Origin of the sequence: Rhodococcus sp. 06-462-5 (assembly GCF_002258315.1) — a bacterium.
Lineage (GTDB): Bacteria > Actinomycetota > Actinomycetes > Mycobacteriales > Mycobacteriaceae > Rhodococcoides.
Genome location: NZ_NOYD01000012.1, coordinates 189,034 through 203,978 on the forward strand (window position 1 = coordinate 189,034; position 14,945 = coordinate 203,978).

Sequence of the window (14,945 nt, forward strand, 5' to 3'; positions counted from 1 at the left end):
CGCCCTATTTCTCGACGACCCAGGACGGTGGCCTCTTCTCCAGAAAGGACATCATCCCCTCTCGGGCCTCATCGGACGCAAACAACCTGGCCGATTGCTCGGCGACGGCCGTCCCGCGCTCGTCGATCTCGCGCCGGATCGCGGCCGTGGTGAGGAGTTTCGACTCGGCCAAGCCCTGCGGCGAGCACTTCCTGAACATGATCATGTAGTCGGCCACCGCTGCCGCGGGAACGGCGTCGGCCACGGTGACCAGACCGATCGCCTCGGCGGTGGCACCGTCGAACGTCTCCCCGGTGAGGAAGAAGCGACTCGCCGCGCGGGACGAAAGCCGCGGTAGCACGGCCACCGAGATGACCGATGCGGCCAGGCCGAGGCGAACCTCCGTCAGCGCGAACGAACTCTGGGGTCCGGCAACTGCGATATCGCACGCCGCGACCAGCCCCATCCCGCCTGCCCGCACATGTCCGTCGATCTGCACGACGACGGGTTTGGGGGTGTCGATGATCAACCGCATCAGGTCGAGCATCTGCCGGGTACGCAGCTCCGGTGATGATCCGGCTTCTCGGAGGTCGGCACCGGCACAGAACGTGCTACCGGTGTGGCCGAGCACTATCGTTCTGACGTCGTCGTCGTGCGCCGCAGCGATGAGGCCGGCCGTCAGCTCCTCGACCAACACCGAGGACAGCGCGTTCCGGTTTTCCGGCGAATCCAGCGTCAAATACGCTGTGTCCTTGCCCGACTCGACGAGAACGGCCATCAGTAGCTTCTCGGCAATCCGAGCGAGTGCTGGCTCACGAAGTTCAGGATCATCTCCCGACTCACCGGCGCGACACGGGCGATACGGGCAGCTCCGAGCATCGCAGCCAAGCCGTACTCACTGCTCAGGCCGGCACCACCGTGGGTCTGGATCGCCTGATCCAGCGCCTTGATACTGGCTTCGGCCGCAGCGTATTTCGCCATGTTGGCCGCCTCGGCAGCGCCGAAGTCGTCGCCGGAGTCGTAGAGCACCGCGGCCTTCTGCATCATCAGCTTGGCGAGTTCGAGTTCGATCTTGCACTGCGCCAACGGATGCGCGAGACCCTGATGCGCTCCGATCGGCGTCTTCCAGACGGTGCGCTCCTTGGCGTATTTCACCGCTGCGTCGATGGCGTACCGGCCCATTCCGATGGCCATCGCGGCACCGAGAATGCGCTCGGGGTTCAGTCCCGCGAACAGCTGCATCAGGGCGGCGTCGGCCTCGCCGACGAGTGCTTCGGCGGGGAGCCGGACGTCGTCGAGGAACAGCACGAATTGGTGATCGGGCTCGACGATGTCCATCTCCATCTGCGTCTTCTGCAAACCGGGAGCGTCCGTGGGCACGATGAACAGGGCAGGCTTGAGCTTGCCGGTCTTGGAGTCCTCGGTCCGTGCGACGATAAGGACCGCATCGGCCTGATCGACACCGGAGATGTAGATCTTGTTGCCCTTGAGAATCCACTCGTCACCGTCGCGACGCGCCGTCGTGGTGATCTGGTGCGAGTTGGATCCGGCGTCGGGCTCGGTGATACCGAAGACCATGATCTTGGAACCGTCGGCGAGGGCGGTGAGCCACTCCTGCTTCTGATCGGGCGTGCCGTACTTGCCGATGATGGTGCCGCAGATGGCCGGACTGACGACCACCAGCAGGAGACCGGCACCGTGCGCGGCCAACTCCTCCTGCACGAGCGCGAGCTCGTAGATGCCTGCGCCACCGCCGCCGTACTCCTCGGGCAGATTGACGCCGAGGAAGCCGAGCTTGCCCGCCTCGTTCCACAGCTCGGTCAGCGGCTCGCCCTTGCGCGCCTTGGGCAGAACGTAGTCGATGTAGTTGTACCGCTTGCCCAGTGACGAGACTGCGTTGCGCAGTCCCTTCTGCTCTTCGGTCTCGATGAAACTCATGATTGTTCTGCTCCTTCGGTTACCACGGCCAGAACTGCGCCGACTTCGACCTGTTGACCTTCTGTGACGTTCAGTTCGGTGAGGACACCGTCGGCAGGGGCGGTCACCGTGTGTTCCATCTTCATCGCCTCGAGCCACAGGATCGGCTGCCCGGCGGTGACGGTATCGCCCTGCGCAGCAGCGATTCTGATGACGCTGCCCGGCATCGGCGCGAGGAGCGAACCCGCCGCGACCTCGTCGGTGGGATCGGTGAACCGCGGGGCCTTGATCAACCTGACCGGGCCCAGTGCGGAATCGACGAACACGTCCGACCCGTAGCTGCTCACCTGAAAGATGCGACGGATTCCGTTGTCGTCGAGCGTCACCGAGGTCGGCGTGTGCTCGACCAGTTCGACGCCATCGAGTTCGACGCCCCCCACCGAGGAAGTGAGTCCGCTGCGTCCGATCGAATATTCGACGGTGATGTCGTTGTATGTCTTGCGCTGCGGCTGGGACCGGAGATTGCGCCAGCCACCGGGCAGTCCCCGATTCACTCGCGCTCGCGCGACATTGGCCGCTGCGTCGGCCACAGCAGCTGCGAGAGCCGACAGTTCCTGGGCACGGCCCTGTGCGATCGGCTGAGCCAGAACCTCGAGCCCGTGCGTGTCGAAGAACGCCGTGTCGGTGTCCCCGGCCAGGAACGCCGGATGTCGGAGAATGTTGACCAGCAGATCGCGGTTGGTCTTCAGGCCGTGAACGGTGGCCTTCTGCAACGCTTTCGCCAGCAAGTTCGCAGCCTGATCCCGCGTCGGCGCGAACGAGATGACCTTCGCGAGCATCGGGTCGTAGTGAGTTCCCACCACACTGCCGCTCTCGACGCCGGAGTCCACCCTGATGCCGGACTTGGCCAGCACCTCGAACTGCGCGCCGGGGATCTCGAATCGGTGCACGGCCCCGCTCTGTGGCTGCCAGTCCTGGGCCGGATCCTCCGCGTAGAGGCGAACTTCGATGGAGTGTCCACGCGTCTTGGGTTGCTCGGCGGGCAACCGCTCCCCCGCGGCGACCCTGATCTGCAAGGCCACCAGGTCCAGTCCCGTGGTGCATTCGGTGACCGGATGCTCCACCTGCAGACGTGTGTTCATCTCCAGGAAGAAGAAGTTGCCCTTCTCGTCGGCGAGGAATTCGACGGTGCCGGCACCCTCGTATCCGATTGCCTCGGTGGCCAGCGTCGCTGCATGGAACAGCTTCTCGCGCATGCCGTCGATGCGTTCGACGAGCGGCGACGGTGCCTCTTCGACGACCTTCTGGTGCCTGCGCTGGATCGAGCACTCACGCTCGCCCACCGTCCACACCGTGCCGAATCGGTCTGCCATGACCTGCACTTCGATGTGTCGACCGGTCTCGATGTACCGCTCGACGAACACCGTTCCGTCGCCGAAGGCCGAAAGCGCTTCGCGGCCGGCAGCTTCGAGCTCCGAATCCAGGTTCTCGAGGTTACGCACGATGCGCATGCCGCGCCCGCCGCCGCCCGCGGAGGCCTTGATCAGCACCGGCAGTTCGTTCTCGGTGACCGACTCGGGATCGAGCTGGGTCAGCACCGGAACTCCGGCATCGGCCATCATCTTCTTGGACTCGACCTTCGAGCCCATCAGTTCGATGGCCTTGACGGGCGGCCCGATCCAGGTCAGGCCTGCGTTCTGCACCTGCTGCGCGAAATCGGAGTTCTCGGAGAGGAATCCGTATCCCGGATGCACGGCGTCGGCTCCGGCGGCCGCAGCTGCCGCGATGACGAGCTCGCCGCGCAGGTAGGTCTGGGCCGAGCTGTTGCCGGGTAGCCGCACTGCCTGGTCGGCCTCACGCACGTGCGGGGAATTGGCATCGGCGTCGGAGAAGACCGCGACCGTGTCGATGCCCTCGGCGCGGCAGGTGGTGAAGACTCGTCGGGCGATTTCGCCGCGGTTGGCTACGAGAACGGACGTTATGGTCATGGCGTCACATCCGGAAGACACCGAAGTTGGCGGTGCCTTCGATCGGGGCGGTGGCGATGGCCGACAGGCACATTCCCACCACCGTGCGGGTATCACGGGGGTCGATGACGCCGTCGTCGTAGAGGCGTCCGGAGAGGAACATCGGCATCGACTCGGCCTCGATCTGGCCTTCGATCATTGCGCGCATTCCGGCATCGGCTTCGGCGTCGAAGGCTTGTCCGCGAGCCTCGGCGGCGGCGCGTCCGACGATGGAGATGACACCCGCGAGTTGCGCGCCGCCCATGACGGCGGATTTGCTGGACGGCCAGGCGAAGAGGAATCGCGGATCGAATGCGCGTCCGCACATGCCGTAGTGACCGGCTCCGTAGGACGCACCGAGCAGAATGGAGATGTGCGGCACCGTGGAGTTGGACACGGCGTTGATCATCATCGCGCCGTGCTTGATCATCCCGCCTTCTTCGTACTCCTTGCCGACCATGTATCCGGTCGTGTTGTGCAGGAACAGAAGTGGGGTGTTCGACCGATTGGCGAGCTGGATGAACTGTGTTGCCTTCTGCGATTCTTCACTGAAGAGCACACCGCGGGCGTTGGCCAGGATGCCGATCGGATAGCCGTGCAGCTCGGCCCATCCGGTGACGAGCGATCCGCCGTACATGGGCTTGAACTCGTCGAAGTCGGAACCGTCGACGATGCGGGCGATGACCTCGCGCGGATCGAACGGGATCTTCAGATCGGTGGGGACGATGCCCAGCAGGTCCTCGGGGTCGGCCAGCGGCTCGATGACATCGACCCGAGGCTCGGGGCCCTTCTTCTTCCAGTTCAATCGGGAGACTATGCTGCGTCCGATGCGGATGGCATCCTGCTCGTCGACGGCGAAGTAGTCTGCGAGACCGGACTTTCGGGCGTGCATCTCGGCCCCGCCGAGCGACTCGTCGTCCGAGTCCTCGCCGGTCGCCATCTTCACCAACGGTGGGCCGGCAAGGAAGACCTTCGAGCGTTCCTTGACCATCACGACGTGATCGGACATGCCGGGGATGTACGCGCCACCGGCAGTGGAATTACCGAACACCAGGGCGATCGTGGGGATGCCCGCCGCCGAGAGCTGCGTCAGATCACGGAACATGCGACCGCCGGGGATGAACACCTCCTTCTGCGTCGGTAGATCGGCTCCACCGGACTCGACCAAGGAGATCACCGGAAGCCGGTTCTGCGTGGCGATGTCGTTGCCGCGGAACCCCTTCTTCAGCGTCCACGGGTTGCTGGCTCCGCCGCGGACCGTCGGATCGTTGGCGACGATGAGGCATTCGACGCCGCAGACGACGCCGATACCCATGACGGTGCTGGCCCCGACGGGAAAGTCGCTGCCCCAGGCCGCGAGTGGGCACAGTTCGAGAAACGCCGAGTCCTCGTCGATCAACAACTCGATGCGTTCACGCGCCAGAAGCTTGCCGCGCTTCTTGTGTCGCTCGACGTACTTCTGACCGCCGCCCAGCAGTGCCTTCGAGTGCTCGGCGTCGATCTCGCCGAGTTTGGTGTTCATCGCCTCGACGCTTCCGGTGTACTGCTCCGATGCGGTGTCGAGGGTGGACTTCAGCACGCTCATGCCTGATACCCCAATCGTTTTGCTGCCAGTCCGGTGAGGATCTCGGTGGTGCCGCCACCGATGCCGAGAATGCGCATGTCGCGGTACTGCCGCTCGACCTCGCTCTCGCGCATGTAGCCGAGCCCGCCGAAGAGCTGTACCGCCTGATTGGCGACCCACTCTCCTGATTCGACGGCGGTGTTCTTCGCGAAGCAGACCTCGGCGATGAAGTCGTGATTCTCGGCCATGGACCTCTCGACGAGGGATCGCGTGTAGACCCGCGCGATGTCGATCTTGCGCGCCATTTCGGTGACGGTGTTCTGTACGGATTGCCGTGCGATGAGCGGCTTTCCGAAGGTTTCACGATCGCGGACCCACTGCAGAGTGAGATCGAGGCATCGCTGCGCGCTGGCGTAGGCCTGAGCAGCGAGAGCGATGCGCTCGGTGAGAAATGCCTGTGCGATCTGCGCGAAGCCGCTGTTCTCGGCACCGACGAGGTTCGCGACGGGGACGCGGGCGTCGACGAACGACAGCTCTGCGGTGTCCGATGCGCGCCAACCCATCTTGTCGAGCTTGCTCGTCACCTCGAACCCGGGTGTGCCCTTCTCGATGACGAGCAGGGAGACACCTCCTGCGCCTTCGCCTCCGGTACGGACCGCAGTGACGACGAAATCTGCTCGGCACCCCGAGGTGATGTATGTCTTGGATCCGTTGACGACGTAGTGATCGCCGTCCTTGACCGCCTTCGTCCTGAGGTGGCCGACGTCCGAACCGCCACCCGGCTCGGTGATCGCCAGCGAGCCGATCTTCTCCCCCGCCAACGTGGGCTCGACCCACTTCTCGATCTGCTGCCGATCACCGGCCGCAATCAAGTGCGGCAACGCAATTCCGCAGGTGAACAGCGACGCGAACAAGCCACCCGACGCACCGGCCTGATGCATTTCCTCGCAGATCACGACCGCGTCGGCCAGATCCCCGCCGCTGCCACCGACCTCTTCGGGAAAGCCTGCTCCGAGCAGACCGAGAGCCGCCGCCTTCTTGTGCAGATCACGCGGAATTTCGCCGTCGGCTTCCCACTGATTCATGTGCGGTGCGATGTCGTGTTCGACGAAGCTACGCACGGTCTTTCGAAGCTGTTGACGCTCCGGCGTCGTCCAGATACTCATGTGAAGTCTCCTTTGAATGCCAGGGTTTCGGGGATGTCGATGTACCGCGACCGCAGCCACTCGCCCAGTCCCTTGGCCTGTGGATCGAATCTGGCCTGAGAAGCCACGCCCTGGCCGAGGATGCCCTCGATGACGAAGTTCACGGCTCGCAGATTCGGCAGAACGTGGCGGGTGACGGTGAGCGGCTCGGCCTCGGGCAGCATCTGCTTGAGAGTCTCGACCGTCAATGCGTGTACCAGCCAGGCGAATTCGTCATCGGTACGAACCCAGACACCGACGTTGGCGTTGCCGCCCTTGTCGCCGCTTCGGGCCGCGGCGATAGTGCCGAGTGGGAGCCGGATGGTCGCCTCGTCCGCTCGCGGTGCCGGTAGCGCCGGTTCTTCCACGGGCTCCAGCACCTGCGTCTGCTGCGACGGAGCTACGGAAGTCTCGGTCCCGTCGGCCAGGTGCGCGGTGTGCGGTACTTCGGCTGCGTCGACGAAGCCGGCGGTGAACACGCCGTACGGAGCACCGTTTCCGGGTGGCGCGGTCACCGAGAACCCGGGATAGCTGGCCAGTGCCAGTTCGACTGCCACCGCCGAGAACTGACGTCCGACGACGTCGGGGTTGCTGTCGCGGGCGACGCAGCGCAGCAGCGCGCTGGCCGTCTCCTCCGTCTCGGCGTCCGGTTTGTCGGTGCGTACCAGGGTCCAGTCCAGCTCGGTCGGCCGCGCCGTGAGCCAGGACTCGAATTGTCGTTGCGCCAGTTCTGCCTTGGCTTCGATGTCGAGCCCGGTGAGCACCATGGTGAATTCGTTGCGGAACCCGCCGAGCGAGTTGAGCGACACTTTCAAGGTGGGCGGCGGCGCTTCGCCGGTCACGCCGGTGATGGTCACCCGATCGCTGGACTCCTGAGTGAGGACCGCCGAGTCGATGCGCGCGGTGACGTCGGGGTTCGCGTAACGCCCGCCGGTGATTTCGTACAGCAGTTGAGCGGTCACGGTGCCCACGTTGACGGCACCGCCGGTGCCTTCGTGCTTGGTGATGACGGACGAACCGTCGGACTCGATCTCGGCGATGGGGAATCCGGGACGGGACATGTCGGCGATCTCGGTGAAGAAGGAGTAGTTGCCGCCAGTCGCCTGCGTTCCGCACTCGATGACGTGTCCGGCGATCACGGCCCCCGCCAACGCGTCGTAATCGGTCGGCGTCCAGCCGAAGTGGGCTGCTGCAGGTCCGACGATGACGCTGGCGTCGGTGACGCGCCCGGTGACGACGACGTCCGCCCCGGAGTTCAGGCATTCGACGATGCCCCACGCGCCGAGGTAGGCATTTGCGGTCAGCGGGCTGCCGAGGACGAGTTCGGCCGCTCGACCGAGGAGGTCGTCGCCGTCGACGTAGGCGATCTTCGCGCCGGAGTCCAGCTTCTCCAATGCGTCGGCCAGGCCTCTGGGGTTGAGTCCGCCTGCGTTGGCGACGATCTTGACACCCTTGTCCAGCGCCAGGCCCAGACAGTCCTCTGCTTGCCGCAGAAAGGTTTTGGCGTAGCCACGGGTCGCGTCCTTCATCCGATCGCGGCCGAGGATGAGCATCGTCAGCTCGGCGAGGTAGTCACCCGTGAGGTAGTCGAGGTCACCGCCCTCGAGCATTTCACGCATGGCGGAGAGGCGGTCTCCGTAGAAGCCGGAGCAATTACCGATTCGTACGGTCATGCTGTCTCTCGTCCTGACTGTGGCCGTCCGACCCCGGGAGGGCCTGCGAAGGCTTGGGCGATGGTGAGCCAGTGCGCGGCGTCGGTTCCGTCGGCATGGATGTCGAGGTCGTCGCGGTGGGCGCGCTGGGTGACGAGGAGGCAGAAGTCGAGGGCCGGTCCGCTGACGCGTTGGGCAGCGTCCTCGGGTCCCCACGTCCAGAGCTCACCCGACGGTGCGGTGAGCTCGATGCGAAACGGTTCGGTGGGCGGAGCCTGCTCGTTGACCGCGTAGGCGAAATCCCTTGTGCGGACGCCGATGTGCGCGACGCCGCGGATTCTGTCGGTGGCGACGCGGGTGACGCCCAGTGCGTCCGCGACATCCTGGCCGTGTGCCCAGGTCTCCATCAGACGCGCTGTGGCCATGGACGCGGCGCTCATCGGGGGTCCGAACCAGTCGATCTTGGTCCCCGACGGCACCCGCATCAGCGCGTCCGTCATGGCGGTGCGTCGGGTTCGCCATTGGTTCAGGAGGTTCGGGTTACGAGATTCTTCCTCGGCGGCCTCGTCGACGAAGCCGGTGGGGTTCTCCCATGCCTTCTTCAGAGTGAGAGCGAACTCCTCCTTGGCCTCGATATCGCCGGACGCTGCGGACGTAGTTCGCTCCGCGACGTGATCGGTCCAGGAAAGATGTGCGATCTGGTGCGCGACGGTCCAGCCCGCGGCCGGTGTCGGTGCCGCCCATTGCTCCGGGGTCAGTTCGGCCACGAGTGCATCGAGGTCGTTGCCCTCGGCGCGTAGGTCGTCGACGAGAGGGTCGAGGTCTGCCATGAGCCCAGCTTCACAGGAGGTCCTGAAAAAAGCAAGCACGCTTGCTTGTTAATTCGTAACCTTACGTTCGCTTGCCGTCTCTACGGTGCGGAACGTGAAAATGTCGAGACTCGCGGCCGTCGCCGTTACCCTGACCTTCATGGCTGCCGGTTGCTCCTCTGCGGACACCGCCACCGACGAACCGTCGAGCATCCGGGTGGCGACGTTCAACGCCAGCCTCAATCGATCCGCAGCCGGGCAGCTGATGACCGACCTGCAGGGCGAGAACGCTCAGGCTCGCGCGGCAGCCGATGTGATCGCCGCGAACTCACCGGATGTGTTGCTGGTCAACGAGTTCGACTTTTCGGGCGACGACGCAGTGGCCCTGTTCAACGACAACTACCTCGACGGGCAGTACCCGCACTCCTTCACCGCGCCCGTGAACACCGGCGTCGATTCGGGGCTCGACCTGGACCGGGATGGCGAACTCGGCGGACCGGGTGACGCCTGGGGGTTCGGTCAGTTCCCGGGCCAGTACGGGATGGTCGTGTACTCGAAATATCCGATCGCGACCGATTCGGTACGCACGTTCCAGAATTTCTTGTGGAAGGACATGCCGGATTCGCTGTTGCCGCGCGACTACTACGGCGACGTGTCCGACCGGCTTCGACTGTCCAGCAAATCGCACTGGGACGTGCCGATCGACGTGGACGGGAAGACGCTGCACGTGCTGGCGTCGCACCCCACTCCCCCGTCCTTCGACGGACCCGAGGACCGCAACGGCAAGCGCAACCACGACGAGATCAGGCTCAGTGCCGACTACATCTCGGGCGCGGACTACCTCTACGACGACAACGGTGTGCGCGGTGGGCTCGAGGACGGAGCGTCGTTCGTCATGCTGGGTGATCAGAACAGCGATCCGGTCGACGGTGATTCGGTTGCCGGTGCCATCGCGCAGGTTCTCGACCTTCCGCGGGTTCAGGATCCGGCACCCACCTCGGCCGAACATGGCACGGACACAGCAGATTTCGCCGACCCGACGCCGGGCGACCTGCGCGTGGACTACGTGTTGCCCTCGGACGATCTGACGGTTGTCGATTCTCAGGTGTATTGGCCGAATCAGGCGGAACATCCCTCGGACCACCGACTGGTGTGGGCCGACCTCGAAATATGATGGGCGCGTGACCGACCTACCGATTGTCGAATTCGCGTATCCCGGCCCCCTGCGGGATGCCCTGGTCGCGGCCGTTCTTTCCGGCGAGAAGACCAGTACAGCAAGCCTGTTGGCGCAGTATGTCGACGAGGAGCTGCCGAGAGTCGGCGAACGCGGCGCGGTGGTGGATTCGGCGGGCGTCCCGGTGGGAGTCATCGAGACCACAGGCGTCGATATCGTTGCGCTGCGTGATGTTTCGCTGCAACACGCGCTGGACGAGGGCGAAGGATACGTCGACGTCGCACAGTGGCGGGCCGGGCACGAAAGATTCTGGCAGTCGGCGGAGGTCCGCGAAGAGCTGGGCGATCCACACTTCACCGTGAACGACGACACCCAGGTGGTGCTGGAGCGGTTCGCACTCGTGTGACCGCGCGCCCTGACTCAGCGTCCGGGTCAATACATCGTGTCAGTGGCTAGGTGTATAGGCACTTACAGTTCGATTCTGTTTCGTCGCAACACTATTGGTGTTGACGAACGCTTCGCAGGGGCGTACTATCGAACGCACGTTCTACTTTTCGTTGGACCATCTGCCGCGGGGCGATGACGCAGTGACCACATCGACGCGCAGTCGGTTCGCGGCCTATCTCGGGCCACAATCGAAGCCGTACATCGAGCCTGCTTCGTTGGCCGAGATTCGAGATGTCGCGATTCTGGAAAATCAGGCGTGCGCTCGCAAGGTCGCTCTGGCCGCCGCCATCTGGGACACGTGCATTCATCAGAACGTCCTCGTCGGTGATGTCATTCAGGACGCGGGCAACTATGCGGCTTCCGAAATTGCGCACGTCCTGGGTTGCTCGAAGACCGTTGCGAACACATACGCCGAGGTCGGAATGGACCTTCGACTGCGACTTCCCGCCGTCGCGGCCGCGTTCGAGGCCGGCGAACTCGATCTGCCCCGCGTCCGCGCGATCTACCGCTGCACCCACAACCTGACGCAGGACGCGGCGACGGCCGTCCAAAGCGAGGTTCTGTACGCCGCCCGACGCCTGTCACCGGGCCCTCTGGCGACGGAAATCTGGTCGATCATGTTTCGCATCGCTCCTGAACAGGCTGCCGCTCTACGCAAGGACTTGAAACGGCACACCAACGTCACATACACCGACAAAGATGTGTTGTCGACGCTGAAAGCCGACCTCACCGCGGCCGACGCCGCCGCGGCCTGGCAACTCATCAACGAGATGGCCGCTACCGTGTGCCGACGCGATCCGCGAAACAGAGGGCAGAAGCGCGCAGCCGCGTATGTTGCTCTGCTGCATCAGGAGTCGTCGATAGCATGCTTGTGCGAGCCCGACGATGACAATCCGTGCACGGCAGATACCTCACGCCCGGATCGGCGTGCGCCGCTGACGGTGATCACGGTCGACCTCGCCACGCTCGCCGGTCTGCTGTCCAATCCTGCTCACCTGTCCGGGCACGGCACCATCGATGCCGAATACGCCCGGGAACTCGCCGACAACGCTCACTGGCAGATTCTTCTCACCGAGGCACGCAACCTCGCCGAGAAACTCGGTTACGGCGACGACCTGGAATCACTCATCGATCTCGACACCGACACCGACACCGAAGACAAGGGTGCCGACAGCAGTTCCGACAGCGGCAGCAGTCGGAAGAACCCAAGCGGATCGAGAGGTGGCCAGAAGAAGACCCGAGGATCGACGGCACGTAGGACAAAGAACAGCAGGTCCGGGGGCAACAGGTCGCATGTGGTGTTTCATCCGCTGGGGCGCGGTCGTCGTCGGATCGGTGGTTCTGTTCCTCGGCCCCCTCGGGCACCGAAGTCAGCACAACCACCACGAAGCAGCTGTGTCGCCACGCCGTATCGCGGCACTTACACCTTCGTTGCCGAACTCGAAGCGGCCATCGCAGCAGATCCCACCCTTGGGCTCGCGCTGCACGCAGACGGGCACGGTGGCCTGGCGCTGCCACCACCCGGAGCACTCGCCTATCGGCCCACTACTGCACTCGCAGAACGTATTCGATACCGCGATCGCACCTGTAGACACCCAGGCTGCGATGTCCCGGCCCAGCAATGCGAGATCGACCACATCGTCCCGTATCTCCATCGCAACCCATCGACGGGAGGCTGGACCATCGACACCAACCTGCACTGCCTGTGCCGCTACCACCACGGCCTCAAGACCATGGGTCTGTGGACTCCTGTCATGCTCGCCGATGGGGTCGAGTTCTGGATCTCCGATGCCGGCACCACCGCAGTCACCGTTCCAGGCACGACACAACTCGCGGACTTCAGCCACCTACCGAAGATCCACTCGAAGCCGCGAGGGTCGGCACCTCAGCGCGATTCGTCGACCCGGAGGCCGACGAATCCACAACCGACCCCGATGCCCGCCTCTGTACCCGAGGACGAGCCACCGCCCTTCCGACCGGACCCGGGAGTGCACACAGGCGTTCCGCCGCAGTCGAATACGTCTGCGGCGGAACAACTGTGAGTGGTCGTTCGTGGGTGTCAGCCTGCGTAGGTACTCAGGTCGTACACCGTCGCGCTGCCGACCGTGGTCGCCGTGAAGTTCGCCTCGACCCACTCCTGGATCTGCGAGGACGTACTCTCCGAGTCACCGCCCATTCCCCCACGAGCCATACCGCCACCCATGCCTCCGGACACGTAGTACGTCACTTCGTGGTTGGTGACATAGTCGATGAATTCGTCGAGCGACGGCGCAGGATCACCGCTCCAACCGCCGATGGCCATGACGGCCGTATCGGACGACAGCTCGTATCCCGCTGCAGACATGGAACCGTTCACCGCAGCGGACCACCGCGTGGACGTGGACTCGAGCAGAGCAGTCAACTCCTCGTCGGTCTCACCGCCCATGCCACCCATGCTCGGCATGCCGCCTGTGCCGCCGTCACCGGTGGCGAAGCCTGCCGGAAGATCTGCCGCATCAGCAGGCATGCCCGCATCATCGCCCGAAACAGCATCATTCGGCACAGCATCACCCGGCATCGCTCCCGTCGGCATACCGCCACTCGGCACACCGCCACTCGGCGTACCACCGCCGGGCATTCCGCCGCCCGGCATTCCACCCATGCCTCCGTCGACGACAGCACCGGTCGGACCTGCGTTCGGAACCGACCCACTGTGCGCGTTCGTCGTCGTAGCGATGGCATACGACGCGCCGCCACCGAGACCGGCCACGGCTCCGAGGATCAACGCAGCGGCGGTGAGCTTTCGGTACCGCCCGGCGAGCAGAATCATCACAGCAGCGACGATGGTCCCCACCAACAGGATCCATTTCAGTGCCGGCAGCCAGTCCGCGTTGCGGTGCAACAACACCCAGCTCCAGGTACCGGCCGCAACCATCATGGTGGCCATACCGGCTCTGCCCCATATCGATTCGCGTCGATGCCACAGTGCGTAACCGCCGGTTCCGATCATGCCCGCGAGTGCAGGTGCTAGCGCGACGGTGTAGTACGGGTGGATCGTGCCGGACATGTAGCTGAAGATCAGCGCTGTCACCAGGAACCAGCCGCCCCACAGGATCATCGACGCTCGCAGCAGGTCGGTACGTGGCGCTCGGCCACGAGCGATCAACCCGAAGACCAGTGCCACCAGGGCCGCCGGGATGAGCCAGGAGATCTGAATTCCCATCTCACTGCCGAACAGTCGGTCCAGACCGGTCGAGCCACCGAAGCTGGACCCGGCTGCCCCCGCACTCATTCCGGCCGGAGCTTCCATCCCGCCACCACCGGTGTTACCGAAAATTCGGCCCAGCCCGTTGTACCCGAGCACCAGATCCATCACGGTGTTGTCGGTGGATCCGCCGATGTACGGTCGGGCGCTCTCCGGCCACAACTGAACCGTCAACACCCACCACCCCGCGGCGACGATCAGCGCTGCGAACGCGCCGACGAGGTGTAGCAACCGGGCCCGTAACTGCGCTTGTCCTGCAACCAGATACGTGAGACCGAACGCGGGCAGCACCAACAATCCCTGCAACATCTTGGTGAGGAACGCGAACCCGAGCGCCACACCGGCCAATGCGAGCCACATTGCAGCCCGACGCCCGGCCGAAGTCTGCAGAGACCGCACGACGAAGTAGCCGCCGAGTGTCATGAGGAGAACGAGCAGCGCGTCGGGGTTGTCGAAGTTGAACATCAACGCCGCCGCCGGAACCGACGCCAGGGTGAAGCCGGCGAGCAAACCGGCCGTGGGGTTCGCGACCCGCTTGACCGCGGCATACACCGCCGCCACCGAGGCAACACCCATCAGCGCCTGGGGAAGAAGCAGGCTGAAGCTGGAGAACCCGAACACACGAGCCGACAGTCCCATCACCCACAGTGCGGCGGGCGGCTTGTCCACTGTGATGAAGTTCTCGGAATCGAGCGATCCGAAGAACCACGCCGTCCAGTCCTTGGTTCCTGCCTGCACTGCAGCGGCGTAGAAGGTGTTCGCGTAGCCACTTGCCGTCAGGTTCCACAGGTACAGCGTTGCTGTGGCAGCGAGCAGAATTAGCAGCCCGAGCAGGTGCCGGCGGCGATACCACCACCTGTCCTGCCAGGACGGCTGGCGGGCGTGCGACGGAGGCATCGCGGCCGGTCGGTCGAGTTGGGCAGTCATCGCAGATCCTGTTCGTCGAAGTTGTCGACTACGAGAATGTGC

General features: G+C 64.5%; 11 protein-coding genes. 3 read left to right on the forward strand and 8 right to left on the reverse strand.

Features of this window, described 5'->3' with window-relative positions; genetic code table 11:
• Positions 1-4 precede the first annotated feature (4 nt).
• From CH251_RS06720 to CH251_RS06750, 7 genes are read right to left on the reverse strand one after another with little or no spacing between them, the layout of a single operon-like run.
• A complete protein-coding gene (locus CH251_RS06720) occupies positions 5-757 on the reverse strand; it encodes an enoyl-CoA hydratase family protein (protein WP_094612439.1) in 753 nt (250 codons plus the stop codon).
• Entirely contained in the window at positions 757-1,917 is a 1,161-nt protein-coding gene (locus CH251_RS06725; RefSeq protein ID WP_094612440.1) for an acyl-CoA dehydrogenase family protein, read from the reverse strand. Before CH251_RS06725 ends, CH251_RS06720 begins: the two co-directional genes overlap by 1 nt.
• The gene (locus CH251_RS06730; protein WP_094612441.1) at positions 1,914-3,884 is read right to left on the reverse strand and encodes a biotin carboxylase N-terminal domain-containing protein; all 1,971 of its coding nucleotides are present in this window, start codon (positions 3,882-3,884) and stop codon (positions 1,914-1,916) included. The genes CH251_RS06725 and CH251_RS06730 overlap by 4 nt, the downstream gene beginning before the upstream one ends.
• A gap of 4 nt (positions 3,885-3,888) precedes the next feature.
• Positions 3,889-5,487, reverse strand: coding sequence for an acyl-CoA carboxylase subunit beta (locus tag CH251_RS06735; protein ID WP_094612442.1), 1,599 nt, complete (start codon positions 5,485-5,487; stop codon positions 3,889-3,891).
• Positions 5,484-6,632 (reverse strand): acyl-CoA dehydrogenase family protein, encoded by a 1,149-nt coding sequence (locus tag CH251_RS06740; RefSeq protein WP_094612443.1) that lies wholly within the window; start codon positions 6,630-6,632, stop codon positions 5,484-5,486. The genes CH251_RS06735 and CH251_RS06740 overlap by 4 nt, the downstream gene beginning before the upstream one ends.
• Positions 6,629-8,323 (reverse strand): acyclic terpene utilization AtuA family protein, encoded by a 1,695-nt coding sequence (locus CH251_RS06745; RefSeq protein WP_094612444.1) that lies wholly within the window; start codon positions 8,321-8,323, stop codon positions 6,629-6,631. The genes CH251_RS06740 and CH251_RS06745 overlap by 4 nt, the downstream gene beginning before the upstream one ends.
• A complete protein-coding gene (locus CH251_RS06750; protein ID WP_094612445.1) occupies positions 8,320-9,132 on the reverse strand; it encodes a TIGR03084 family metal-binding protein in 813 nt (270 codons plus the stop codon). The genes CH251_RS06745 and CH251_RS06750 overlap by 4 nt, the downstream gene beginning before the upstream one ends.
• A 100-nt stretch (positions 9,133-9,232) precedes the next feature.
• Here CH251_RS06750 and CH251_RS06755 point away from each other — a divergent pair, with 100 nt between their 5' ends.
• From CH251_RS06755 to CH251_RS06765, 3 genes are all read left to right on the forward strand, one after another.
• Complete coding sequence (locus tag CH251_RS06755) at positions 9,233-10,285, forward strand: endonuclease/exonuclease/phosphatase family protein (protein WP_179273562.1); 1,053 nt, start codon at positions 9,233-9,235, stop codon at positions 10,283-10,285.
• A 7-nt stretch (positions 10,286-10,292) separates the two neighbouring features.
• Positions 10,293-10,691 carry an ASCH domain-containing protein gene (locus CH251_RS06760; RefSeq protein WP_094612446.1) on the forward strand — a complete coding sequence of 133 codons (399 nt, stop codon included), beginning with the start codon at positions 10,293-10,295 and terminating at the stop codon, positions 10,689-10,691.
• A 181-nt stretch (positions 10,692-10,872) separates the two neighbouring features.
• On the forward strand, positions 10,873-12,774 hold the full coding sequence (locus CH251_RS06765; RefSeq protein ID WP_094612555.1) for an HNH endonuclease signature motif containing protein: 1,902 nt from the start codon (positions 10,873-10,875) through the stop codon (positions 12,772-12,774).
• A 17-nt stretch (positions 12,775-12,791) separates the two neighbouring features.
• Here CH251_RS06765 and CH251_RS06770 read toward each other — a convergent pair whose 3' ends face one another.
• Positions 12,792-14,903 carry a glycosyltransferase family 39 protein gene (locus tag CH251_RS06770; protein WP_179273548.1) on the reverse strand — a complete coding sequence of 704 codons (2,112 nt, stop codon included), beginning with the start codon at positions 14,901-14,903 and terminating at the stop codon, positions 12,792-12,794.
• Positions 14,904-14,945 lie beyond the last annotated feature (42 nt).